A 25,676-nucleotide genomic window follows, 5' to 3' on the forward strand; every position below is an offset into this window, starting at 1 on the left:
GTTTTTTTTACGCCTTAATTCCGCTAAATAATTAGCTTACAGGTATATATTAATAGCAAATATGCTAAAAGTCAATAATTATATAGCATATTTGCTAAATTTTTAACCTGCGCTAAAATCAGAAAGGTGATTTATATGACTTTAGTTAATACGATTAAAGACTTATGCGCAAAAAGGAAGATTGCACTCTCAGCACTAGAACGTGATTTAGAATTCGGAAATGGAACAATACGTAGATGGGATAAAACATCACCATCGGCCGAGAAACTACAAAAAGTCGCTGATTATTTTCACGTAACAACCGACTATTTACTTGGAAGAGAACAGTTAGATCAATTAACCATTAAAGACGAAAAAGATATTGAAAAAAGAATGGAAGAAATAAAACATGACCTAAAAGACTCACAAGGACTTATGTTTTCTGGTGAGCCAATGAGTGAAGAAGCTGTAGATTCTTTATTAGATGCAATGGAATACATTGTACGTCAAACAAAGGTTATTAATAAAAAATACATCCCTAAAAAGCATCGTAAAGATAATTAATGTAAGTTCAGGAGTGATCACATTGAAATTCGTAATAAAAAACACAGTCCAACAACTTTGCAAAAAACATAACACTAAAGACCCTTTTGAACTTGCACAACGTTTAAATATAAATATTTTTCTTCATGATCTACATGAAGAAATTAATGGTTTCTATAAGTATGAAAAAAGAAATAAATTTATAGCTATCAACAGTAATTTATCTTCAACTATGCAAAGGACAGTTTGCGCACATGAATTAGGACATGCAGTACTTCACCCTAATGCGAATACACCCTTTTTACGAAAAAACACGTTATTATCTGTTGATAAATTAGAAATTGAAGCTAATACATTTGCTGCGCTTTTGTTAATTGATGAAAATAGCATTGCTCCATATGATACAAAAGCACGTATAGCATATAAAAACAATGTTCCCGTCGAGCTTCTAGAGTTTTATAGGTTCACCAAAATATGATTTAAAAATAAATTGAAAGGTGGAATAAACAGTGAGATGCGCAATTTACGCACGTGTTTCAACAGAAGAGCAGGCTGAAGAGGGATATTCCATCTCAGCTCAAAAGAAGAAGCTGACAGCATATTGCGAAGCACAGGATTGGGATGTTGTCGGTTACTACGTAGATGAGGGTATATCTGCTAAAAATACTAATCGTCCAGAACTGATACGGTTGATAGACCATATAAAAAAAGGATTAATTGATTGTGTATTGGTATATCGATTAGATCGACTTACAAGATCTGTTCTAGATTTATACACTTTGTTAGATGTATTTGAAAAATACGATTGTAAATTTAAAAGCGCCACAGAAGTGTATGATACCACAACGGCAATCGGAAGATTATTCATTACTATTATTGCTGCACTAGCCCAATGGGAACGTGAAAATATTGGTGAACGAGTTAGAGTGGGACAACAAGAAAAAATTAGACAAGGTAAATATACTTCTGGTAGAAAACCTTACGGATACAATGCCGACCATAAAGAAGGTGTATTAACTATTATTGAAGAAGAGGCAAAAGTTGTTCGTTCTATCTTTAATGATTATTTAAAAGGACATAGTGCCCAGCGAATTTGTAAAAAACTCAATAACATTGGAACGTCTGGAAGAGATTATTGGAATGAAAAGGCTGTAATATATATTTTAGAAAATCCTCTATACGTCGGTACTTTACGTTGGAGAAAAGAAACGGAACATTACTTTGAGATTCCAAATTCTGTACCAGCTATTATAGAAAAAGATTTATTTAATAGTGTTCAAAAATTACGAGCAGCAAGACGAGAATCCCACCCTCGTAGCGCATATGGGAGTTATATTTTTTCTGGCATTATAAAATGTCCCCGCTGCGGTAGGTCATTAGTAGGAAACTATGTAACGTCAAAGAAAAAAGATGGCACTGTCACTAAATATAAGCAATATTTCTGTAGAGGTCGCAAATTAAATGTTTGTAATATGAGCAGCATGTCCGAACGTAAATTAGAAAAAACTATCATTCCATATATCCTTTCCTTACATATACATGCAACGGATGAAGACGTCTCAGTTGGACAAAATAATACCGAAGATGAAATTATACAAATTAAGAATGAACTAAAAATTATTGAAAAACGTCGTAAAAAATGGCAATATGCTTGGGCGAACGAACACTTGAAAGATGAAGAATTTACAGAACTTATGAAAGAAGAAAGTGATAGAGAAAGAGTTTTAACAGAAGAATTGTATAAGTTAAAACCAGCCGAAAATAAAAAGCTCAAGAATGATGAATTAATAGAAATTTTGAATGATATGAAACTTAATTGGAATAACTTGAATGATGAAGAAAAGAAGATACTCATGCAAATTATACTAAAAAGGATAATTGTTGAAAGAAGTAACGAGTGGCAAGCTTATGAATTAAAAATTGTAGAAATGGAGTTTAACTGATGTTATATTGAATTAAACTTCTTTTATGTATTAAGGGAGGTTTTGCCCTAAGAAACTAGAGCCATGCTTGCGGCAACTTCTTTCTATAATATCTAGAGGTTTTTGAAATACGAAAAAAGAATCATTCATTTCAACGACTCGCGTAACAATTTTCTTTTCACTTAGAATAACAGGAAGTAAGGCCATCGTATTTTTCGTTACAACATAATTTTCGACATAGCGTTCCACTTTACTTTCCATACTCCATTATCTCCTTTTTTCCATTTATATTAGCAGCTGCATATATAATTTTAGCATCTATGAAAAGGAAATAGCTTACAAGTTCCGCTTTTTTACAATTTTTTATCATTTATCAAACATTTGTTAAACAATAAAATCACAATATAGAAATTAATTAATTTTAAAGTTATAAAAACAGCATTTATACTACCTATAAATATTTATTATCCATTCCTCATTTCACATCATTACAACAACTAACTTTGCTATAATTAAAATGTAAATCCAATATATGGAGGGCCACTATGGAAGAAAAAGAGATTCAACCATCGATTCAAATGAAAAATAGTAGCGTCATTATCGTGAAAAACTCAGCTAGTATTATATTCGGTTTATTTTTCATTCTGCTATTCTTTGCCAAACCGTTTCGTAAATCAAAATGTCCAGAATGTAAAAAACGTGAGAAGAAAAAATCAGGGCAAGAACAATAAAAGGCCTTCCTTTATGGAATGCCTTTTTACATTTGTAGTATCATTTTATTTATTCTTCTTCCCCCTAAAAAACGACTATATTTTCTTCCAAGGTTCTCTACATCTTTTTTGATTTGTAATATGATCCTTATATAAAACATGAGAAAGAGTATTTGTACTTGTTACCCGCTTTTAATTTTTATTAAAAAATTAAAATTTGTACATCTTTATCCATCACTAACAATTCGTTAATTAGTTAACTTTGCAATATAAGTTTTGTATATAATGTCATTCAAAAACAAAATATATATAAGTAGCTATTTATAATTACATTGCTTTTTATCGAATTCTAAAAAGGAGTTGTATACTATGGATAAAGAAAATCCATTAAATCAGCAGGTTAATAGCATTCCCTCAGATGCTCTGAATACCCCTAGTAAGGAACAAGAACAACTGTTAGAAACATCATCTCAAAACGTACAAAATTCCAACAACAACGCTAACAAAAAAGATGTTACTCAAGGTCTATCTGGAAAAGATTTCCCCATTTCAACAGAGAATACAAATTTATAGTTATTTACTATCATACGCAGCAAATGCTCTTGCTGAACTAATTCTTCTACAGAAACTAATACGCATTCCAGATAATTTTTTACCAGTTGTAACATCGAAAAAGAGATTTAGATATAAAAACAGGCTCTAAAAAAACTTTCTCCACAACAAAAAAAGGATGGCATTAGCCATCCTTTTTTCCATCATCAACTATAAAATTATAGTTTGATTACGTTTTTAGCTTGAGGTCCACGGTTACCGTCTTCGATTTCGAAGCTAACTTTTTGACCTTCTTCTAAAGATTTGAAACCGTCAGTTTCGATTGCTGAGAAGTGTACGAATACGTCGTTTTCGCCTGGAACTTCGATGAAACCGAAACCTTTTTCGTTGTTAAACCATTTTACTTGTCCTGTTACTGCCATAATTATTTCCTCCTAAGAAAATACAAATTTTAAATTTTTTAGTCTTCCTGTCTAAAAAAAGAATCCACACATTATCAAATACGAAACATAAACTAGTTCTCACATACTTTTTCTCGTTCGTTTTCAGCACTTGATAACATATGGATTGCTTAATTTAACTATTCAACTGACATCATCATAGCACATTAAAATAAAATGTACAATCTTTTTCGAAAATAGAATTTCTAATTTTTAGTATTTCTTATAAAATATAATTATCTCTATTCTAAATAAGGAGGAGTTTATGACCAATAAAATTCCTAGAAAAACATTAAAAAGAATTGAAGAGGATATTGAAAATAATAATCTTGGAAAAGCAAGAGATAGATTGCATGGCCTCATCTTTACATACCCAAATGAATTACATCTTCGAAAACAACTCGGAGATATTTATTATAAATTACCATATCCAGAAATGGCTGGACGTTACTGGTATCTAGAAGAGCATAAAACAGGTATTATGCATGAATCATGTTTATTATTTGAAAAATCAATGGGAAATAGTCCTCATCATATTGCACGTGCTTTAAAGTTTAAAGGCGATTCTAACCATATAAAAGGTTTGTATAAAGATCAACCTTTATCTTCAGTGCAGAAGAAAGTAGCAGAGGAGTTAATTTATGAGTATAAAGAAACATGGAAAGATAAGCTAGTTCCTTTTGGCTGTCTAGCATTGCTTGCTTCCCTTCTCTTTTCTGCCGTTGTTGGTCTATTCACTATTTGGAATTAGATTTTTTAATCACAGGGGGAATTTTCACATGTCAAACTACGCTAAAGAAGAAAGGCTAACAGGGGGAAACGTCTCAAGCGTATATCGTTCTGAAAATACTGTTCGGCGAGAGTTAAAGCCAGGCAGTGAAAAGATTCATAAGCTATTGCAACATTTAGAAAACAAAGGATTTCACTATGCTCCAAAGTTTTTAGGTGTAGATGAAAAGGATAGAGAGATTTTATCCTTTATTGAAGGAGAAGCTGGCAATTATCCTTTAAAAGAATATATGCGATCTAATGATGTATTAAAAGAAATAGCAAAGATGCTCCTCCTTTACCATGATGCTGTAAGTGATTTTCCGTTATTAGCTGATTGGAAACCGATGGATCATACTCCAAATAACATTGAGGTTTTATGTCACAATGATTTTGCCATATATAACATTATTTTTAATAATGAGAAGCCAGTAGGGATTATTGATTTCGATGTTGCTGCTCCTGGTCCAAGACTATGGGATATCGCTTATACACTCTATACTTGTGTGCCTTTAAGTAGAGTGTATTATACTGAATCCGGTGAAGCCGTTCATTATGACTCATCGCAACATGCAGATCGTATTAAAGAGAGAGTGAATTTGTTCGTTCAGTCCTATGATAAAAATATGGATGAAGATTACTTAGGAATGGTGTTGCTTCGATTAGAAGGGTTATGTACATATATGAAACGAAAAGCTCAAGAAGGCGACTTGAATTTCCAAAGAATGATTGATGAAGGACATCTAGAGCATTATGAGAAAGATATGAAGTTTATTCGTGATCATAGGGCTGAGTGGAGTTGATTTAGTAATAAAGAAAAGTTAGTATCGTTTTTTGCCGACAACTCAATCTCTCTTTTCGAATCGTTTAGAAAATAACAAGGGGCACCTTTCAAAAAGGTGCCCCTTCCTTTTATTTCGTAAACTGCGCTTCTTCCGTAGATCCTTTTAACGCTGTCGTTGATGAAGTTCCGCCTGTAATCACTTGTGCCACTTCATCAAAGTAACCTGTTCCTACTTCGCGTTGATGACGTGTTGCAGAGTAGCCATGTTTTTCAGCTGCGAATTCTGCTTGTTGTAGTTCAGAGTATGCTGCCATGCCGCGCTCTTTATAGCCACGTGCTAGTTCAAACATACCGTAATTTAATGAATGGAATCCAGCAAGTGTTACGAATTGGAACTTGTAACCGTAAGATGCGATTTCCTTTTGGAAGCTTGCAATTGTTTTTTCATCTAGTTTTTGTTTCCAGTTGAATGAAGGTGAGCAGTTATATGCAAGTAGCTTCCCTGGATGCTCCTTATGAATTGCGTCCGCAAATCGTTTTGCATCTTCTAAATTCGGTTCTGACGTTTCACACCAAACGAGGTCTGCGTACGGTGCATACGCTAAACCGCGCGCAATTGCTTGATCAAGACCTGCATTCGTACGGTAAAATCCTTCTGGTGTTCTTTCTCCTGTAATAAATGCTTTATCAACAGGATCAATATCGCTCGTAATTAAATCAGCTGCATCCGCATCTGTTCTTGCAACGATAATTGTCGGCACTCCCATTACATCTGCTGCAAGGCGTGCAGAAATTAAATTGCGTACTGCTGTTTGCGTTGGTAGTAATACTTTTCCGCCTAAATGGCCACATTTTTTCTCTGAAGATAATTGATCTTCAAAATGCACACCTGATGCACCTGCTTCAATCATACCTTTCATCAGTTCGAATACATTTAATTGCCCACCAAATCCAGCTTCTGCATCTGCTACAATCGGTACGAAATAGTCTGTATCATCGCTTCCTTCCATATGCTGAATTTGATCCGCACGTTGAAGCGTTTGATTAATTCGTTTTACTACAGCAGGTACGCTGTTCGCTGGATATAAACTTTGGTCTGGATACATATGCCCAGAAAGGTTTGCATCAGCTGCTACTTGCCAACCACTTAAGTAAATCGCTTTTAACCCAGCTTTTACTTGTTGCATCGCTTGGTTTCCTGTTAATGCGCCAAGTGCGTTAATATAGTCTTCTGTATGAAGCGATGTCCAAAGCTTCTCAGCACCACGACGCGCTAACGTATGTTCAATATCAATTGACCCGCGCAGGCGAATTACATCTTCTGCCGAATATGGACGTGTGATCCCTTTCCAACGCTCATCTAATTCCCAGCTTTCTTGTAACTTCTCGATTCTTTCGTTTTTCATTTGTTCCATCCCCTTTTCATTTTTTTATAAAATTTCATAACCCGGTAATGTTAAAAATGGTACGAATTCATCATTTCGAACGAGATTTGTAAACAACGTTGTCGCCTCTTGGAATCTTCCTTTCTTAAAGGCTTCCTTACCAATCTCTCTTTCTATTTTTGCTAATTCTTCTTCTTTTAATTCTTCCATTAATTCAAGCGTAATATTACGACCATCATTTAGTTTTCCACCTTCATGACGAATCCATTGCCATACTTGTGCTCTTGAAATTTCAGCTGTTGCCGCATCTTCCATTAAGTTATAAATGGGTGCTGCTCCCCGTCCGCTTAACCAAGATGCAATATATTGAATACCTACGCTAATATTCATGCGAAGGCCCTCTTCTGTAATCGTTCCCACCGGTACCTCTAGTAAATCGTTTTCTGTTACACATATTTCTTCACGTCTTCTAAAAATTTGATTTGGTGTTTTCATAATGTGATTAAACACTTCCATTGCAACCGGTACAAGTCCAGGGTGGGCAACCCAAGTCCCGTCATGACCGTCTAAAGCTTCGCGTTCCTTATCAGCACGCACTTTTTCAAAAGCTGCTTCATTTGCTTCTGGATTATTTTTAATCGGAATTTGTGCCGCCATTCCTCCAATTGCTGGTGCATTACGGCGGTGACATGTTTGAATTACTTTCAAAGAATACGAACGCATAAATGGCGTCGTCATCGTGACTTGTGCTCTATCTGGTAGTAAGAATTTATTATGATTACGGAAACTCTTTAAAAAGCTAAAAATATAATCCCATCTTCCGCAGTTTAAGCCAGCAGAATGATCTTTTAGCTCATACAAAATTTCATCCATTTCAAACGAAGCGTGAATCGTTTCCAGTAACACAGTTGCTTTAATCGTTCCATTTGGAATACCGATATATTTTTGAGCAAATACGAATACATCATTCCATAATCTCGCTTCTAAATAACTTTCCATTTTCGGTAAGTAAAAGTATGGGCCGCTCCCTTTTGCTAAAAGAGCTTTCGCATTATGGAAAAAGTACAAGCCGAAGTCTACTAAGCTACCCGACATATTTTTCCCATCAACTTGCATATGCTTTTCCTCTAAATGCCATCCTCTTGGACGTACAATGAGTACAGCTGTTTTCTCATTTAATCTATATTCTTTCCCTTTATCATTTTCATGTGAAATCGTTCCCTTTACTGCATCTCGTAAATTGATTTGGCCTTCCACTGCATTTTCCCAAGTTGGTGAATTCGAATCTTCAAAATCCGCCATAAAAAGATGCGCTCCTGAATTTAAAGCGTTAATGACCATCTTTCTATCTACCGGTCCAGTAATCTCTACACGGCGATCCTCTAAGTCTTTTGGCAGCTTGGCAATTGTCCAATCCGCTTCACGTATGTGTTGTGTTTCTTCTAGAAACTTCGGAAACTCCCCTGCATCAATTCTCTTTTGTTTTTCTACACGTTTTTGTAAAAGTTCTATGCGGCGCTCATTAAAATTCTCATGTAGTTCCTTCAAAAAACTAAGCACCTCAGGTGTCAATATTTCGCTGTACGCTGGTAACATTTCTCCAACGAGTGTAACCCGTGAAGTTTGCGTCGACATATTAGCATCCCCTTCTTAAACTGTTTTATAACAGATTTGATTTCATGTTTTATATTATATAACAAATCTTCAGAAAAGGAAGTTTTTTTTGAAAATTCATTTCGTTTTTTTTCAAAACGCCATTCTTTCGCGCTTTATTTCATACAAAAAAGGCCGCTGTTATACAACAACGACCTTTTGGTATTATTTTTGAATTTCACTTTCACTAGTTAAACTTTATTACTGCCCTTGTTCCATATCATGCAATATTGCTCTATGTAAAAACTGTGCGTATTGTTCTCTCGTTACCTTCATAGACGGACCGAATTTACCTTCTCCGATTCCCATTGTAATACCATTTGTTTGTACTGCACTAATTGCATTCGTTGCCCATGAATTTGCTGAAACATCATTAAAGTTATGAGATCCCTTTGCCTGTAGGTCAAAAGCATTCGTAAGAACTTGTGCCATTTCTGCACGCGTTAACGTCGCCTTCGGTCTAAAGTTTCCATTCTCGTCTCCCTGGAAAATTCCGATTTCCGTTAGAGCCAATATCTCCTCGATAAAGCTTGTTGAATTTTCATCGATATCTCCATATGGGTTTTCATATTCATCTTGTTCTTCCATATCAAACACACGGTAAATTAAAGCTGCAACTTGCTCACGTGTTACATTATCCCCAAAACCGAATATTCCATCGCCATATCCCAAAATTATTTCTTGTTCCGCTAATTCATGAATTGCCTCATATGCCCAATGTCCTTTTGGTACATCTTTAAATACAATTGTATTTGCTTTTTGCAACGGTGCACTTTCCGCTTTTACACTATTACTCTCTGCTGAGAATAACACCCCACCCATAATTGTTAATGCTGTAGCTGTTTTTAATAATTTTTTGCTCATCAAATTATCTCTCCAATATGTATATGTTTTTTTAAAAATATACAGAATAAATGGTATAGTGACAATACATTTTCCGACACATTTCGTGACGGTTTTGTGAATCATATTACACATCATGTCTTTTTCATCGGGTTGATTATAAAGCTTGTTTATAAACATAAAAATACATAAATACGAATAATAATTCTTTTTTAAACAAACAAAAAAGCACAAATTTTTCTATTTGTGCTTTCATATTTCACTCTACTTCCAATCCTCTTTCAAATGATAATTAATAATCGCATTATTAATAAACTGAGCATATTGTTCTCTAGGTACAGGGCGATTTAATTCATACATGCCATTCCCAGTTCCTCTCACAACATTATTAGATTGTAACGCACTAATTGCATCTTCTGCCCAGTGACCTTTTGGAATATCTTTAAATGTATGTTTTTGTTTCATTTCAAAATTAAATGCTCGTTTTAAAATGACAGCCATTTCCGCTCTAGAGATTGGTGCTTTCGGCCTAAAATTCCCTTGGCCATCCCCTTTAAAAACACCACGTTTTGTTAACGCTAAAATTTCCTTTTTAAAAGTGGTTGTACTATCAGAAACATCTTTATATGGATTCGCTACTGGCCCTTCTTCTTTTATCTCAAGTGTTCTGTAAATAGTCCCAGCTACTTGTTCACGTGTTATAAGATCGCCAACACCATACTTCCCGTTTCCATACCCTAATATAATTTTATGATACGCTAAATCCATAATAGCATCATATGCCCAAAATCCGTACGGAACATCTTCAAACACAATCATTTGTGGATACTCTTCCGCTTTTACAGGTGTCACATTCGCCCCTGCAAATATACCTCCTGCCATTGTCGCAATCATCATTACACCCAATATTTTTTTCTTCATTATCCTCTCTCCCTATTTCATTCAAATAAAATGAACTTCATTGTTTCAGGAGTACTATTTTTTTTGTGAATGTAAGATAAAATGCAAATCTTCTAGAAGAAATATTCCCACTACCTTTCTGCTTTATACCCCCTTCTTTCTTTTTCAAAAAGGAAGTTGTCACATCTAAGGTGTTATATACTAAAACATTCTACAATCTCTTTATAAACTCCTTTTCACTTTATAACTTCCCTTTATTGGCACCTAAAGGAGATGCCTAATGGAGATTACTATATTCATGGTTTATATTTCAGAGGTAGCATCCCCCTTCACTGATAACTCGCTTTCGCTGAATTTTGAGGTGGGGGTCTTACTGCCCAGCAAATAACGGGATAAAAAAATCATCCTTTTTTCTTAAAAGAGGATGATTTTTTTATATTTATTAACACTCAAATATGCTACTACTTTTGAAGAGTAAATTGGCCAACTATTTGTTTTAATTTTCCTGCTGCGTTATGCATATGTTCAATTGAAACCGAAATCTCTTGAACAGATTTTTCTTGCTGTTGAATAGACTCTTTTACCCTATCAGTTCGGTCAGATGATCTTTGGGAAATTTGAGCCATGTCTTCTGCAGAAGCCGAGATTTCCTCACTACTCGCTGCAATTTCATCTGTAGACATAGATACCGTTTGAATTTGCTCAGATACTTGCTGTACTTTTTCTGTAATTGTTCCAAATACTTTTTCTGTATGCATTACTACTTGTGTACCTGCCTGTACCTCATTATCTACTTTCCCCATCATATGTACCGTATGGTTCGTTGTTCCCATAACTTGAGTAATAAGATTCTCAATTTGTTTTGCAGAATCACTAGATTGTTCTGCTAATTTCCGCACTTCATCTGCCACAATTGCAAATCCTCTACCACTTTCACCAGCACGTGCAGCCTCAATTGCGGCGTTTAATGCTAATAAGTTAATCTGGGAGGTAATACCTTGCATAACATCAATGATTTTAACAATTTCTTCTGATTGTTCTTTCATAGTCTCTACTTGTTTCACACCGCTATGTACCGAATTTTGGATTGTATCCATCTGTTGAATCATTTGTTTCATTAATTTGTTACCACTCTCTGCATCTAATGCTGATTGAGCAGATAATTCATTTACAGAGGATGATGTATTGACTATACTCTGCATTCCTTGCGTCAACTCTTCCATCGCACCCGCAGTTTGTTCCATTGCTTGCATTTGACTCTCTGCACCATTTGCAACTTCTTCAATATCCATAGTGATTTTCTTCGCTGCACTACTAGATACTTCTGATGCAGATACTACTCCGTCTGCATGTTGGAATAAAAGCTGAATATTATTCTCTACTTCTTGCATATTTGTTCTTAGCCCTGCAATCATCTCGTTAAAATTACTTACTAATACACCTAATTCATCCTTAGCAGTATAATCACCATGTACGGTTAAATCTCCTTCTTTCGCTCTTTCCATCATACGACTAACCGTTTGTAAAGGAGCAACTATGAGCTTGCTAATAATATAACTTACTATACATATAACGATTGTAGTAACTACTACAAGAATGATAAAGGTAATAACGGAACGATCAATCATTTTTTGAGAATCTTTAAATACTTGGTCAGCTAAATTTGAAACATACGATTCTAGATCCACTGCATAACCAGCTAACTCTATTCCCTTCGGTTTTAATTCCTTCTGAAATTTATTTACCATTTGTGGCTCATTTGTTGCCTTCGCCTTTTCAAATAATTTTTTATATGTATCTTTATAACTTGGCAAAGATTTCTTCATCTTCTGAAATAGTTCATCCTCTTGCTTACTTAAATTAAAACCATCATCATATTCTTTTAATAAAGAATCATATTTTTTAAGATCCTTTTCAATATTATCAATTATCCCCTCTTTATTTGCCACTTCATTTTGTGATGCCGTAATTAATTCTAGTAAGTTATATTCTAATGAATTTTGTGTACGAAGCATTCCTTCTAATAAAATTGCAGAATATTGATAATCATCTACTACAACCTCTGTATCGTGCTTAATCTTATTAATAGAATTAATTGCTACACTGCTCATAATTACCATACCTAAAACTGCTAATGAAATAAGCGCTAATAATTTATATTTCACTTTTAAATTTTGTAAAAAATACATTTTTCCACCTTTATTCCTTTATATATAGATTTTTAGAATTTTATAGCTTATTATTTACAAAATCGTAATAAAAAGCAATGATAAATATTCCCAATATGAAACTTATATCTCTATAAAAAAAGAAGTAGCTATCATGCTACTCCTTTTTGCTTTGTTTCTCATATTGTTCAAACGTATGAATTCTTTCAAAAATTGGCGGGTGCGTGTATAAGAAAAATTTTACTAACGCAGGCGGATTTACTTGGCTTAAACTTGTTTTTGATAAATATTGAAAAGTTTTCACACCAGATTTCCCGTCCTTCGTCATATTTAAAGCATATTGATCTGCCGCTCTTTCTTCTATACGTGAAACGTAGTTTGTTGCTGGTTGTGCTGCAAAAGAGAGGACAGAAGAAATTAAGAAAAATAAAGGTAACATGGAGAAACATGCTACTTTTGAAATTTGCAATGTATCTCCCCATTTGCGAATACACATATTTATAATACGACTAATTAAAAACATACCTATAAACGATAGCAACACATAACTTGCAACGCCAAAATATATATGTTTCATAACATAATGCCCCATTTCATGGGCCATTATAAATAAAATCTCTTTATCTTTTAACTGCTTAAGTGTTGTATCCCACATTACAATACGGGCGTTAGGGCCAATTCCTGTTACGTAAGCATTTAATGCATTCGTTTTTTCTGACATATTTACTTCATATACGTGTTTAGCAGGAATGTCCGCTTTGTCTGCTATCGCTAAAATTTTCGTTTCTAATTCTTTATTTTTCAGCGTCGAGAAGTCGTTATACAGTGGATCAATAACGACAGGCTGTATGAATGTTAAAAAGATTGTAAATGGAACAGAGAGCGCCCATCCTGCGAGCCACCATCTCTTCGGAAATTTACGGATAAGCCATAATAGAACGGTAACTACGATTAACATAGTCGCATAACTTTCCCAAAAACCGATAACATGATCTTTTATCCAGCTTTGTGTACTTTGTGTTGAAATGCCGTAATCAACGGACACTTTCCGGCCAATCCATTGCATCGGTAAGGCAAGCACTGTTGTCAGTAATGATAAATAAAAGAAATAAATCGCAACTTGCAAAACACTTATTTTAGTCGTTTCCTTCGACCATTTCTCAAACTTTCTTGAAATACCTAGCACAAGTACAAATAATAAAATAATCCATTCAAGAGGCGTCGCTAAAAAGTATAGTAAATTTTTCACGCGCGAATAATCTTGGCTTAGCGTAAGCTCTCTCGTACTCATAAACGTTTCTGGATCTGCACTCGTTCCCTTATACATGTCCGGAATAAGTTCATGATTCCATCCAAATAAATACCAATATATAAGTAACGCAAATCCAACGTACAAAAAAAGCGACCAACCGATAACCTTCTTCACGCTATTCCCTCCTCTATGCTGCCTGTCTATTATTATTGTAAGTTCGTACACGCTAAATTAGAACAAGCTTATTATGTGAATTGCTCTGGATCTTTTTATTTACATAAAAAAACTCTTCTACATAAGAAGAGTTTTACCTATCTTTAAACACTTTCTTCGGTTCACAATCCGTAATAAGGATCACACTTACAAACCAACACGTACCCTACTTGCTTTTTAGATAAAATAAAAAGCCTCTTTAAGGAAGTACATCTATTAATAAACTAAAATCTTGTAAAGAGAAAGAACTATATTTCATAATACCTTGTACAGCTAAAAGTAAAACAAGACCGATCACACACATATAGTTAACGCTTTCTTCATTCTTTTTTTCAGTAACCACTCCACCACTTATACATAAAATCCCTAGCAAATGGAGCGCTAAATACATGAAAAAATAAGCTTCCTCCCAGCGCAAAATAACATTCACTGTCGTTATTAACACTAGACTAAGTAAAATCAAATAAAAAAACTTATTTGATGATATCGTTTCATTCATATAATTTTATACATCCCTTTCAAATTTCGAATTAATGATGTTTCAAAGCTATAAAGTAAATGATTGTTTTTATACCATAAAACAAAAGGAAAGCCACCATTACTTTCTCGAATACTTTATGAATCCACATATACTTCTCTTCATTCTTTTTGAAGATGCGCTTCATCATTTCTTCTACAATTAGACCAAATATTAGTAAAACCCCGAACACAATAAGAAGAGAAATAATATTTTCTTTTAAATGAGTACTAGAAAATACGTAATACTCTGGAAACACAATCGTATCTACTACAGGTTGAAGCCAATGACAAACGCTTTTATCACACATATCTGTAATAGACGTAGAATCTATAATGTCTTTTAATATTTTTTCAACCGTCTTCTTCATCTTATTTACTCCCGACTACATCTGAAAAGCTCTTTTCCTGCTCTGCATATATAACCGGCACTTCTTTACTCCAATATTTGCGATTAACAAATAAAAAGATAAGTACTAAGTTTAATCCTGTTATAAAAATAATAAGTCCAGGAAAGAATGTCGTATAATTTGAGAAATCGGCAAAACTAATAATTTTTTCTCTACTTATTAGAAAAGAAGCACCTATTACAAATGCATTGTTTAACATATGTATTGCAATTGGCATGAGTAAACTTTTCGTACGAATATATACGATTGACAATACGATGCTGAATATGGCTGCACCGAGGAAATCAACATGTAACAACGCAAACAATATTGCTACAACGATGGTCGCTATGCTCGTTCCCCATTTTGTTGCAAAACGTTGAAGTAAAAATCCGCGAAAAACAAATTCCCCGATAATTGGTGCGATGAATACGACCCTAATGACTTGAGATACATATCCCCCAGTACTATCTACAATTGGTTCATGCAGGGCGTTCATAATAAAGTCCGGTGTAATCCATGCAAAACTATACATATACAAAATAAGATACCCGTAACTAAACATGCATAACATAACCGTAATGTATAAAACTTGTACCAAGTTAAATGTTTCATTTTTATTAACAAATAATGAAAATGAAATGTGGTGCTTTCTATACTCATAAGAAATCCATACCATCGGAAGGATATAGAATATAAGGATATTTATAAAAGAAGAATTTTGTATATGAAATATACTTGTTAGCAAATCGCCACTACTTCTCGCTATTAAAATTAATAGTGCAAATACAATTAAAAAATATCTAGCTCGCATCACTTGAAACGGGTTCACACTCATCTCCTCCCCTATGTTACTTTTATCATATCATTTGATTCTTAATTTTTTGCGAAAGAAAACCTTAAAATTCCCTTAAAAATTCCATAAGTTACAAAATGATGATATGATATTCGAGAAAATTAGGAGGGATATTTATGTACCAAGCAAATATTTTACTCGTTGATGATGAAACAGCAATTTTACAATTACTAACTACCATTCTTGAAAAAGAAGGCTTTTCTCATATTACAACTGCAACATCAGCTGAAATGGCTTTATCTCTAACTAAGCAAAACAATTACGATTTAATTATTTTAGATGTAATGCTTCCTGGACAATCTGGTTTTGATATTTGTCCAATCATTCGCCAACAAACAGATTGTCCAATTTTCTTCCTATCAGCAAAAGCATCTGATTTAGATAAAATATCCGGATTTTCATACGGTGCAGATGATTATATTACGAAACCATTTAATCCATTAGAAGTAGTAGCACGTATGAAAGCACAGCTTCGGAGACATATGAAACAAACCGTACCACACGAACAAAAATCACACTCGATTTCATTTGGAAGATTTGAAATTGATCAGCACTCTGCAGAACTAACAGTAGATGGGCACATTGTCGAATGCTCCGCTCAACTCTTTCAACTACTACTCTTCTTTTGCGAGAATCCGAACTACGTATTTTCGAAAGAGGAAATATACGAAAAAGTTTGGGGAGCACCTGCCTATAATGGCGATGACAACACTGTTATGGTCCACATTCGAAAACTACGTGAAAAAATTGAACATGATCCAAGTAAACCAGAATATATAAAAACCGTTCGCGGGCTTGGTTATAAGTTCGTTACAAAGTAGGGTGACGATATGAATTTTAATAAACGACTTATTATTCAATTTATCATGCAACACGTTTTTGTTTTAGTTACATTACTTATCGCTGTAGTTGCTGCTTTTACTTATTTAATTTTTCTTCTTACTAGTACTTTATACGAACCTAATATTCCAGATTCTGATAGTTTTACAATTTCAAGATACATCTCTTCAGAAGATGAGCATATTTCGTTACAATCTGAAGTGCAAGATTTAATAAAGGAAAAAAATGATTGGCTCCAAGTTGTAGATGAAAACGGAAAAATCCTCTACCACTTTAATACACCAAATGATGTTCCGAATGCTTATACGAAGACATCTTTAGTCGCATATATACAACATCATATCGAAAGTAATTATAAATTTACATATTGGGAAATTGAATTAGAAGAAAAGAAAGTACTTGTTATTTATGGTGGTATGTTAAAAAGCAATGCGTTACTGACAGCAATTCAAAAGGATCACTCCTCTTTAACGATGGATTCGTTCGCATTAACAGACCAAGAAAAACAGTTACTATCTAAAGAAAAAGCAACACTTCAAATATTTAATCAAAATGGCGAAGAGGTTTTTTCCTATCCAACTGGAAAGAAAAAAACATTTTCAGCAATACAAATTGCCCTTAATGAAAAAGAACCGTGGAATCATAAAGAAAACACGTCTAGCTTTTACGATGCAAATAGTGGCAACCTTCTCGTTGTAACTGCAAAAAATGAGCACTACTATCCAGATGACGAAATTGAAGATGTATTTACTAAGAAGTTTCTCATCGGATGCGGATTAATCCTTCTTATCGTATTTGTTTATTTAGTCATTCTTTCTATTTGGTACGGTAATAAATTCGGAAAACCGTTATTACATGCGATGCGCTGGCTAAAAAATATCGCTGGTGGAAAGTATGAAGAACCTATTAGTAAAAAAGGAAAACCTGTCAGGTTCCGGCGATCTGGTAAAGAAAAATGGTCATTCCGTTTGTTTAGAGATGTAACAAGTTCACTAGAACACCTTTCTATTACACTCAAAAAAAATGATGCGATGAGGCAAGTCCTCCAGCAAACACGAGAAGAATGGATTACCGGTCTAACACACGACTTAAAAACACCACTTAGCTCTATATATGGCTACGCATTATTACTCGAATCGAATCAATATAACTGGACTGATCGTGATATTCAGCAATTTGGTAGTGTTATGAAAGAGAAATCTCAATATATGACGACATTAATTGATGATTTAAGCTTAACGTATCAATTAAAAAATAACAGCCTTCCTGCCCAACACGTAAACGTTGAAATCAATCAGTTCGTCCAAAAAGTATTATTGCAATTTATTAATAATCCAACACTTCAAAATCAAAATATTGAATTCGTACCGAGCTCAAATAAAATTCAATATTTCATTGAAGAAAAATGGTTCCAGCGTATTATCGAAAACTTACTCGTAAACGCGGTAAAACATAATAACGAAACAACTACTGTCATCGTAAAATTATCACAAAACGCTAATTCCTTTACACTCTCCATTTCAGATGACGGAAAAGGAATGGATGAAAAAACGAAAGAACTTCTATTTGAACGATATTACCGCGGAACAAACACAGAAGAAAGCAACATCGGAACTGGACTTGGCCTAGCCATTACAAAACAGCTCGTTCATGCTCATAACGGGACAATTTCCGTTGATAGTGCACTCGGAAAAGGAACGACGATTATTCTTGTGTTTCCGTTTCGTTCGTAGGAAAGACGCTATGTGGCGTCTTTTTTTCTTTTCTGGGAGAGTTTTGCGGTAATTGAAATTATGCAGATCGTTTTTTTTGAGGTGTTTTAGCGGTATATGAAATTATATCGGCGATTTTTTGAATATATCGGCGCAACTCGAATTATATCGGCGATTTTCTAGATATATCGACTTACCGACAAAAACCGACAATACTAACCTACTTCCTCTACTACTATACAAAGTAAAAATAACCCTTCATAACTCACTATGAAAGGTCACTCCATATTTCAGCTATTTCCCTACTAACACAAACACATTCTCATCAGGTGCTTCCATTACTGCAACATGTCCTGATTCTGTTGGAAATGGTTCGCGAATCCACTTTACATCTTTATTATCTTTTAAACTCTCATACGTTTGTTGTACATCTTCTACTAATACTTCGACTTCCATAAAATTAATATCCGGATGATTGCTTATTACTAACTCCGAACTTTTTTCATCTGGAAACTTCAATCCTATTAACGTCCAAATAGCTCCTTCTTCTAGTTCTCTTTCTATCATCCAGTTTTGCTTCATTCCCATTTCTTTATAGAAAGAAACTGATCTTTCTATATCTTTCGTATGTATAGATACACATTCTAGTTTTTTGAACATTTTCCCATTTCTCCTTTTATGAAAAAGCGAACCATCTCCCAATGATTCGCTCTTACCTTATTATTTTTTCTTCACCGGTATCCAAAGCTCTACTTGTGCAAACTCACTCTTATCTTCGTGGCAACGCTCATCGTACAGTTCAAACTCTGTAACTCCGCAATGTTCATACCCTGAATGCGGAAACCATTCTGAGAATACTGCATTCCAAGTTTGGTGAATAGACGATACCATTTCTTTATGAGGAACTTTCGGCGTTGTAAATACTGCATATGTTGCTGCAGGGAAAGTACGCTTTGCAATTTCATTTGGTACATTTTCAAAGTCTGTAACTTCCATTCCAATAATATAAGTGAAGTCCCCTGTTTCTAAATTAAAATCAGTACATAATCCAAGCTCTACCCATTGGCTCGTATCTTTACGATTCGGAATCGTTGTTCCAAGATCTTTTTGTAAATATTCTTGCCAAAATGCTGGGATGTCTTGATGGTTCTTCCCCTCTTTACTTGTCGTCTTCAGTTCATAACCTGCCATTAAAAATTCTGGTTTATTTACAATACGATATTCCATTTGTATGCCTCCTAAATACGGATTTAATTTTCTTTGCTTTACATTCACTCTGTAATACATCGGTGTTTCGATTTCTTGTTTTCGATATTCACTCGGTGTCATTTGAAATAATTTTTTAAAGGCTCTCGTGAACGTTTCGTGAGATTGAAAGCCATGCTCAAATGCGATATCAATAACTTTTTCATCCGTATGAGAAAGTTGATAAGCTGCCCGGGCTAACCTCCTCTTTCGAACATACTCCATTACTGTATCACCTACTAACGCCTGAAATACACGATGAAAATGCGACTCAGAAAAACCTGCAACCCGCGCTAAATTACGCAGCGTTTGTTTTTCCATTACATCTTCCTCAATATAATCAATTGACCTTTGAATTTGTGTTTCATAGCTTTCCATCTCTGTTCACCCGCCTTATATGTATTATGATAAAAGAGAATCCTATCCAATTCTTGACGTTTTTTACTATAATTCCATAAAAAATTGTAACTTTTTTATATGTATTTCGTTGTTATGTATGAAGGGAGGGAAATGTAGTGAAACGCAAACAATCATTAGAAGACATTTACTCCGAGCATATGCAAGATTTATTTCGCTATCTTCTCTCCCTAACCGGAGATTCCCACTATGCAGAAGATCTCATGCAAGAAACCTTTTACCGAATGCTCGTCCATATTGACTATTATAAAGGAGAAGAAATTAGGCCGTGGTTATTTACAATTGCCTACAATGCCTTTATCGATTGGTATCGTAAAGAAAAGAAATATAAAACAACAGAAGTTGCAGAATTCCATTTACCAAACGTTCCAAGTACAGAACATGAATATTTCGTAAAACATGAGATTGCTAGTTGGTTAGACAGTTTATCTTCTCTTCCGCTCGAAAGACGAAATGCCCTGCTACTACGAGATTACTATGGATTCTCCTATAAGGAAATAGCAGAAATGACTGGTCTCTCATTAGCGAAAGTGAAAATTGAATTACACAGGGGACGAAAAGAAATAAAAACCATAAAGGAGTGATACAGATGGGCTGTGCAGAATTTAAAAAACTATGGAAGAAGTATGAAAATGGAACGCTCACGCATGATGAACAAGAACTGTTAGAAAGTCATATTGAGTCATGTGAAGCTTGTGAAGCTTACTTAGATGAGCTGTTAACAAAAACAGAACCAATTAAGAAAAAGTTACCTCCAAAAGATCTTAAAATTCCTTTTTGGAGAATTAAGTGGAAACATCGTTTACAAACGTTTGGTTTTATATTATCAATTTGCATCGTTATCTATATAATCGGCGGGGTATTATCAGCCTTTTATTTTCAAGCTAATAATGATAAAAGGCTAAAAGAAATTAGAGAGGTTCCTTCTCTGGCACTTGAAGCAACTATTCCAAATAGCCGCGTTATGGGAGGCGGAACAAGTGTAGAAGCTTTTTTCCGTACGAATAGCCAATTTGATTTAGTAAGAACCATCGGTAAAAAAGAAATGCCCCTCGGTACAATAGAAACAAAAAGCTTCTTATCATCTGTAGATATCACGAAGCAAACTTGGATGAATCCGTTCTATCAACCAAAACTCTTCTTTGTTCATCCCAAAACAGAGCAGGGTGATTATTTAAAGGATTCATCAAAAAAAGTATGGGATACACTTGCAAAAGTACATGATGGAACCGTTGCAGAAGTAGCAATTTCTTTTGATAAAGCTTACACTTTAAAAGAATTAGAACCGCTTTTATATAGCATATTCGAGGCACAAAAACTCCCTCCAACTCCTGTATGGTACGCTTTAGATACAGGACAAGAAAGAAAAAATGTAGATGACTATATCCTACATGGCGGAGAAGCTATAGGATTTCCAGAACATGTAAGATTCCTCGATAATGAAACTGACGGGCAGAAAACGCAAGAAGACAAAGTAACCGAAATGATGCGCGTCCTTTCTATCCATAAAAAAACAGTAAGCAAAATAGCAGCGCTTTCTGAGAAAGAACTAAACTTAGATAAACGTTATCAATATGTAAAGGATAACGGTGTAAAAGTATACGGAATTGTTATTACTGGCCCATCGAAAGAGTTATTAAAATTACAAAACTCCCCGCACGTACGTTATGCGACTCTTGGAGATATTGAGATTTGGAATTGGTTTGATTATTAATAAAAAAGAAGTAGCGCTCTAAAAACGATGCACTACTTCTTTTTTAATTCGAAATCACTTTCACATACATCCCTCTCACCGCTTTTTCATAAGCAATATCACTCATCTGTCTTATGTTTTCTGACACAACAGACGACTGAACGATTTTCCCTTCACGAAGTAACGGCGGATCAATAAGACGCACTTTATTTTTCTGATGTAAATCATAATCGTTTCTATCTTCTTTTACCTTTACATTTCGATGAACTTTACTTAATAAAGCTTCTACTTCGGGGTCATTACATTGCTGCAATTTCGAAATGAGCTCCTCATCTTCAAGAAGAAAATCATCTGCATGAATAATCCTTTTATGAAGAGCTACCTTTAACGTTTTCGCTAACATATCATTTCCGTAAATATTCATTGGTTCCATAAAGAAATCGATTACTTCCTTGTAATACGTTTCTGTAAACCATTCTGCCATTTCGACACTTTGAACAACCATTTTCCCATCTACAGCGATGACATCTTCTAAAAAACTGTGAACTTCTTCTAAAGAAACATACCCATATGTATACATATCTCGTAATGTATAATCCACTCTGTCTGCGCATAATTCTGGTGCTGACCTTTCGAGTAACGTCCATTTCGAATCATCTAACAAAATATCTTCATAGTTATAACCATACTTCGCAAGAATCGCTGGAATTTCTGAGTTTTTCACAACAGAACTAAATATCTCTTCATGATAACTTTCATCTTCATTATGAAAAACGTAATCAATCACGTGGGAAAAAGCAGTATGCGATACGTCATGCAGTAAACTAGCGATCTGTTCTTCTACTGAACCACCTAGTTTTTTCACTAACAACATAACACCAACTGAATGATCAAAGCGCGTTACATTCCATTTCTCGTTCATTAAGTAACTTGCGCCTGCTTGATGAATTCCCTTTAGTCTTTGCATAGATTTACTTGAAATTAATTCTTCTACTACTTGATCCACTTCAAATTCTCCGTATAGTACATCTAATATGCTCACTTACAATCCCCCTTTATTTTGATCGAGTCTTATAATCTTATCTCTTTTATGAAATTAGCACCAACATAAATATTTATTGTTATTTGTTTTTATTAAAAAAAATAGAGAGCCATCAGCTCTCTATTTCATAACCCCTATTCAAATGTAACTTCTACCTGCACAATCTCCGACCTACTACCAAGTCTAAGCGGTGGTCCCCAAAACCCAAATCCAGAAGAAACAATTGCGTGGAACGCGCCTTTTTGTGCGTATCCCCAGTCTAGCTCGTACATTCTTCTCGTTACAATATGATTGGGCGCCATTTGTCCGCGGTGCGTATGACCGGATAATAATAAATCTACACCTGCCGCTGCTGCTTGTTTCAACTCAAATGGCTGGTGATCCATTGCGATAACAGGCATCGATTTATCTACCGTACTCATTAATTGTTCAAAGCTTTGACGATCTCGCTCTGTTTTATCTCTTCTTCCAACGAGATAAAAGTCATCTTCAATTGTAATTACTTCATCTAAAAGAATACGAATATCAATCTTATCCATCTCTTGTAAAAACTCTGGAACCGCTCTACCGTAGTATTCATGGTTCCCTAAAACACCATATACGCCTAATGGTGCTTTCATTTGTTTCATGATTGGTCCCATATTCTTTTGAATGAACACACCTGGATGATCATCGATAATATCACCTGGCAGTAAAATAATATCAGGTTCCATCTCATTTACATGACGAACAAGTCTTTTTAAATGCGAAACGCCAGACAGTTTACCGAAATGCATATCAGAAGCCATCGCAATGCGTAAACTTTTACGCCCCTCTACCTTTTTCGGTATGTGCACCTCGTACTTTCTTACTACCGGACTATACGCATTAAATACTCCATACGCAAAGATAAAGATAAATGCAGCTATCACAGCCGCCCCTGTCCAAATAATTGCCGCTTCTTTCTCTACTGAAAACTGTAAAAGAAAGACCATAATATTAGCTAATGGCAACAACATAAGCGCATATTGTATAACTGCAAACCAAATCGAACCTATCGTTCGCAGAAATGGCAAAAACTTAAACACTTGCACGAGAATGTACGCATATGAAATAAATGCAACTATGAAAGCATAATATCCCCAAGATTCCCAGCCAAATACCGCATGAAGCCAAACCCATCCGTTCCAGCCAATGTAAAACATAAGTAGTGTGTATATAATTAACATGGTAAATATATTGAGATAACGAAGATTCTTCACAGCCAGCCTCCTTATTGATTTCTTTTATTATAACTTGTTATGCACTTATAACGTAAATATTAAGCACTTCAATCTTCATAATAAGAACATTGATAAACATATTATCTTAAAATTTTTAAGAACGGCTGTAATGGACATTTTTGAGTCTTAAGTGTTGGATGAAATTCTATTATCTTTATCGTTCAAAACTCACCTATGCAATTATGCATAACCATCCATTCCGTTTTATTTTCATGTTACGATATAAATGTAATACGACATATATCGACAAAGATAAAAGGAAGTGATTGTATGAAACGTTCTAAAACATACTTAAAATGTTTAGCATTATCCGCTGTTTTTGCTAGTAGCGCTGTAACTCTTTCAACACCTGCTGCTTACGCTCAAACGACGTCACAAGTTGTAACAGATATCGGGCAAAATGCAAAAACACATACGAGCTATAATACATTTAATAATGATCAAGCTGATAATATGACAATGTCTTTAAAGGTAACTTTTATCGATGACCCGAGCGCTGATAAACAGATTGCCGTTATTAATACAACTGGTAGTTTTCTAAAAGCAAATCCTACTATAAGTGATGCACCTATTGATAACTACCCAATCCCTGGTGCTAGTGCAACATTACGTTATCCTTCACAATATGATGTTGCATTTAACCTTCAAGATAACAGCGCTCGTTTCTTTAACGTAGCACCTACAAATGCTGTAGAAGAAACGACTGTAACATCTAGCGTATCTTATCAACTTGGTGGCTCTGTTAAAGCTTCTGTAACGCCTAATGGCCCTAGCGGTGAAGCTGGTGCAACTGGTCAAGTCACTTGGTCTGACTCTGTAAGCTATAAACAAACTAGTTATAAAACAAATTTAATTGACCAAACAAACAAAAACGTAAAGTGGAACGTATTCTTTAACGGATATAACAATCAAAACTGGGGTATTTACACACGTGACTCCTACCATTCTTTATACGGAAACCAACTGTTTATGTACTCTCGCACATACTATATGAATCTGATGCAAAAGGTAATTTAATACCGATGGATCAACTTCCAGCATTAACAAATAGCGGTTTCTCTCCTGGTATGATTGCTGTTGTTATCTCTGAAAAAAATACAGATCAATCTAACTTACAGGTCGCTTATACAAAACACGCCGACGACTACCAACTTCGTCCAGGCTACACATTCGGAACTGCAAACTGGGTTGGAAACAACGTAAAAGACGTTGATCAAAAAACATTTAATAAATTGTTCACACTAGATTGGAAGAATAAGAAATTAGTAGAGAAAAAATAAAGTGAAAAAACGAAGGGACTATTTAGACTCTTCGTTTTTTACTTACTCATAATAAGATCCTGCGAGTAATACCGTCGCTATGAAATTCCATGATATATTTTTAGGCATCTCTTCACCTTTATTTTGAAAAGCACCATCACAATCATTTAGCCATGCTTCCATTGATTCTAAATAATCTTCTAATGTTATATTCTCCCACTCATCTTTATTTTCTTTGAAATCTTTTTGAAAATAAAACAGGAATTCTACTAATTTTTCTTTTGAATCTACACCATTAGCCAACTCATAAATATCCATATTATTACTCCTTTC

The 25,676-nt window shown here is 34.6% G+C and carries 26 protein-coding genes and 4 pseudogenes; 13 read left to right on the forward strand and 17 right to left on the reverse strand.

The genetic code is table 11. The annotated features are described in order from the left end of the window. Positions 1–135 precede the first annotated feature (135 nt). Genes ACS2CR_RS07500 through ACS2CR_RS07510 form a run of 3 tightly spaced genes read left to right on the forward strand, consistent with a single transcriptional unit; the run spans position 136 to position 2,465 of the window. On the forward strand, positions 136–543 hold the full coding sequence (locus ACS2CR_RS07500) for a helix-turn-helix domain-containing protein (protein WP_042597294.1): 408 nt from the start codon (positions 136–138) through the stop codon (positions 541–543). Between the two features lie 22 nt (positions 544–565). Then, complete coding sequence (locus ACS2CR_RS07505; protein WP_042597293.1) at positions 566–1,000, forward strand: ImmA/IrrE family metallo-endopeptidase; 435 nt, start codon at positions 566–568, stop codon at positions 998–1,000. Positions 1,001–1,031: 31 nt separating this feature from the next. Then, complete coding sequence (locus tag ACS2CR_RS07510; protein ID WP_042597292.1) at positions 1,032–2,465, forward strand: recombinase family protein; 1,434 nt, start codon at positions 1,032–1,034, stop codon at positions 2,463–2,465. A gap of 42 nt (positions 2,466–2,507) precedes the next feature. Here the strand turns inward: ACS2CR_RS07510 and ACS2CR_RS07515 are convergent. Then, a pseudogene (locus tag ACS2CR_RS07515) lies at positions 2,508–2,705 on the reverse strand (competence protein ComK); the annotation flags it as partial. Positions 2,706–2,989: 284 nt separating this feature from the next. Here ACS2CR_RS07515 and ACS2CR_RS07520 point away from each other — a divergent pair. After that, entirely contained in the window at positions 2,990–3,175 is a 186-nt protein-coding gene (locus ACS2CR_RS07520) for a hypothetical protein (protein WP_000391373.1), read from the forward strand. A 348-nt stretch (positions 3,176–3,523) separates the two neighbouring features. Beyond that, the gene (locus tag ACS2CR_RS07525) at positions 3,524–3,727 is read left to right on the forward strand and encodes a hypothetical protein (RefSeq protein WP_000356922.1); all 204 of its coding nucleotides are present in this window, start codon (positions 3,524–3,526) and stop codon (positions 3,725–3,727) included. 197 nt (positions 3,728–3,924) lie between these two features. Here ACS2CR_RS07525 and cspA read toward each other — a convergent pair whose 3' ends face one another. Then, on the reverse strand, positions 3,925–4,128 hold the full coding sequence (gene cspA / locus ACS2CR_RS07530) for an RNA chaperone/antiterminator CspA (RefSeq protein ID WP_000301518.1): 204 nt from the start codon (positions 4,126–4,128) through the stop codon (positions 3,925–3,927). Between the two features lie 283 nt (positions 4,129–4,411). On the opposite strand from cspA, the gene ACS2CR_RS07535 reads away from it, so the two are divergent. Both ACS2CR_RS07535 and ACS2CR_RS07540 read left to right on the forward strand, forming a co-directional pair. After that, positions 4,412–4,897, forward strand: coding sequence for a DUF6584 family protein (locus ACS2CR_RS07535; RefSeq protein WP_053513608.1), 486 nt, complete (start codon positions 4,412–4,414; stop codon positions 4,895–4,897). A 28-nt stretch (positions 4,898–4,925) separates the two neighbouring features. Further along, positions 4,926–5,717 (forward strand): phosphotransferase, encoded by a 792-nt coding sequence (locus ACS2CR_RS07540; protein WP_053513606.1) that lies wholly within the window; start codon positions 4,926–4,928, stop codon positions 5,715–5,717. Positions 5,718–5,826: 109 nt separating this feature from the next. On the opposite strand, the gene aceA is transcribed toward ACS2CR_RS07540, so the two are convergent. The 10 genes and pseudogenes from aceA to ACS2CR_RS07590 all read right to left on the reverse strand — a co-directional run bounded on the left by aceA (position 5,827) and on the right by ACS2CR_RS07590 (position 15,849). Continuing rightward, on the reverse strand, positions 5,827–7,104 hold the full coding sequence (gene aceA / locus ACS2CR_RS07545) for an isocitrate lyase (RefSeq protein WP_000787346.1): 1,278 nt from the start codon (positions 7,102–7,104) through the stop codon (positions 5,827–5,829). 24 nt (positions 7,105–7,128) lie between these two features. Continuing rightward, on the reverse strand, positions 7,129–8,718 hold the full coding sequence (gene aceB, locus ACS2CR_RS07550; RefSeq protein WP_053513604.1) for a malate synthase A: 1,590 nt from the start codon (positions 8,716–8,718) through the stop codon (positions 7,129–7,131). A gap of 219 nt (positions 8,719–8,937) precedes the next feature. Further along, positions 8,938–9,705: an S-layer homology domain-containing protein gene (locus tag ACS2CR_RS07555; protein ID WP_153602435.1), complete on the reverse strand. Its 768-nt coding sequence runs from the start codon at positions 9,703–9,705 to the stop codon at positions 8,938–8,940. Between the two features lie 138 nt (positions 9,706–9,843). Next, a complete protein-coding gene (locus tag ACS2CR_RS07560; protein WP_053513602.1) occupies positions 9,844–10,500 on the reverse strand; it encodes an S-layer homology domain-containing protein in 657 nt (218 codons plus the stop codon). 440 nt (positions 10,501–10,940) lie between these two features. Continuing rightward, entirely contained in the window at positions 10,941–11,894 is a 954-nt protein-coding gene (locus tag ACS2CR_RS07565; RefSeq protein WP_423250456.1) for a methyl-accepting chemotaxis protein, read from the reverse strand. Further along, positions 11,889–12,668 (reverse strand): annotated as a pseudogene (locus ACS2CR_RS07570) (MCP four helix bundle domain-containing protein); the annotation flags it as partial. The pseudogene ACS2CR_RS07570 and the gene ACS2CR_RS07565, both read right to left, overlap by 6 nt. Positions 12,669–12,804: 136 nt before the next feature. Then, a complete protein-coding gene (locus ACS2CR_RS07575) occupies positions 12,805–14,073 on the reverse strand; it encodes a M48 family metallopeptidase (protein ID WP_000755730.1) in 1,269 nt (422 codons plus the stop codon). 238 nt (positions 14,074–14,311) lie between these two features. Next, positions 14,312–14,611 carry a DUF2101 family protein gene (locus ACS2CR_RS07580; protein WP_001006050.1) on the reverse strand — a complete coding sequence of 100 codons (300 nt, stop codon included), beginning with the start codon at positions 14,609–14,611 and terminating at the stop codon, positions 14,312–14,314. A 31-nt stretch (positions 14,612–14,642) separates the two neighbouring features. Further along, positions 14,643–14,999, reverse strand: coding sequence for a hypothetical protein (locus ACS2CR_RS07585; RefSeq protein ID WP_000754337.1), 357 nt, complete (start codon positions 14,997–14,999; stop codon positions 14,643–14,645). A 1-nt stretch (position 15,000) separates the two neighbouring features. Continuing rightward, the gene (locus ACS2CR_RS07590) at positions 15,001–15,849 is read right to left on the reverse strand and encodes a CPBP family intramembrane glutamic endopeptidase (protein WP_001067984.1); all 849 of its coding nucleotides are present in this window, start codon (positions 15,847–15,849) and stop codon (positions 15,001–15,003) included. Positions 15,850–15,989: 140 nt separating this feature from the next. Between ACS2CR_RS07590 and ACS2CR_RS07595 the strand changes: the two genes are divergently transcribed. Together ACS2CR_RS07595 and ACS2CR_RS07600 are read left to right on the forward strand one after the other, a co-directional pair. Next, positions 15,990–16,694, forward strand: a complete 705-nt coding sequence (locus ACS2CR_RS07595) for a response regulator transcription factor (RefSeq protein WP_000283871.1) — start codon at positions 15,990–15,992, stop codon at positions 16,692–16,694. 9 nt (positions 16,695–16,703) lie between these two features. Continuing rightward, entirely contained in the window at positions 16,704–18,446 is a 1,743-nt protein-coding gene (locus tag ACS2CR_RS07600) for a sensor histidine kinase (protein ID WP_053513597.1), read from the forward strand. Positions 18,447–18,719: 273 nt separating this feature from the next. On the opposite strand, the gene ACS2CR_RS07605 is transcribed toward ACS2CR_RS07600, so the two are convergent. Next, positions 18,720–19,085, reverse strand: coding sequence for a VOC family protein (locus ACS2CR_RS07605; RefSeq protein WP_000473642.1), 366 nt, complete (start codon positions 19,083–19,085; stop codon positions 18,720–18,722). Between the two features lie 60 nt (positions 19,086–19,145). Further along, positions 19,146–20,048, reverse strand: coding sequence for an AraC family transcriptional regulator (locus tag ACS2CR_RS07610; RefSeq protein ID WP_000446853.1), 903 nt, complete (start codon positions 20,046–20,048; stop codon positions 19,146–19,148). 137 nt (positions 20,049–20,185) lie between these two features. Between ACS2CR_RS07610 and ACS2CR_RS07615 the strand changes: the two genes are divergently transcribed. Beyond that, positions 20,186–20,671, forward strand: coding sequence for an RNA polymerase sigma factor (locus tag ACS2CR_RS07615; protein ID WP_000823982.1), 486 nt, complete (start codon positions 20,186–20,188; stop codon positions 20,669–20,671). 5 nt (positions 20,672–20,676) lie between these two features. Continuing rightward, positions 20,677–21,801: an anti-sigma factor gene (locus ACS2CR_RS07620; protein ID WP_053513596.1), complete on the forward strand. Its 1,125-nt coding sequence runs from the start codon at positions 20,677–20,679 to the stop codon at positions 21,799–21,801. Between the two features lie 43 nt (positions 21,802–21,844). On the opposite strand, the gene ACS2CR_RS07625 is transcribed toward ACS2CR_RS07620, so the two are convergent. Both ACS2CR_RS07625 and ACS2CR_RS07630 read right to left on the reverse strand, forming a co-directional pair. Next, on the reverse strand, positions 21,845–22,822 hold the full coding sequence (locus ACS2CR_RS07625; RefSeq protein ID WP_053513593.1) for an HD domain-containing protein: 978 nt from the start codon (positions 22,820–22,822) through the stop codon (positions 21,845–21,847). A 134-nt stretch (positions 22,823–22,956) separates the two neighbouring features. Further along, a complete protein-coding gene (locus ACS2CR_RS07630; protein ID WP_000793767.1) occupies positions 22,957–24,063 on the reverse strand; it encodes a metallophosphoesterase in 1,107 nt (368 codons plus the stop codon). A gap of 34 nt (positions 24,064–24,097) precedes the next feature. Between ACS2CR_RS07630 and ACS2CR_RS07635 the strand changes: the two are divergent. Both ACS2CR_RS07635 and cytK2 read left to right on the forward strand, forming a co-directional pair. Next, positions 24,098–24,211, forward strand: a pseudogene (locus tag ACS2CR_RS07635) (TetR family transcriptional regulator); the annotation flags it as partial. Positions 24,212–24,354: 143 nt separating this feature from the next. Further along, a pseudogene (gene cytK2 / locus ACS2CR_RS07640) lies at positions 24,355–25,364 on the forward strand (beta-channel forming cytolysin CytK2). 42 nt (positions 25,365–25,406) lie between these two features. Here the strand turns inward: cytK2 and ACS2CR_RS07645 are convergent. After that, complete coding sequence (locus ACS2CR_RS07645; RefSeq protein ID WP_000356076.1) at positions 25,407–25,661, reverse strand: DUF7660 family protein; 255 nt, start codon at positions 25,659–25,661, stop codon at positions 25,407–25,409. Positions 25,662–25,676 lie beyond the last annotated feature (15 nt).

Origin of the sequence: Bacillus cereus group sp. BceL291, from assembly GCF_051776705.1 — a bacterium.
Taxonomy (GTDB): domain Bacteria; phylum Bacillota; class Bacilli; order Bacillales; family Bacillaceae_G; genus Bacillus_A; species Bacillus_A cereus.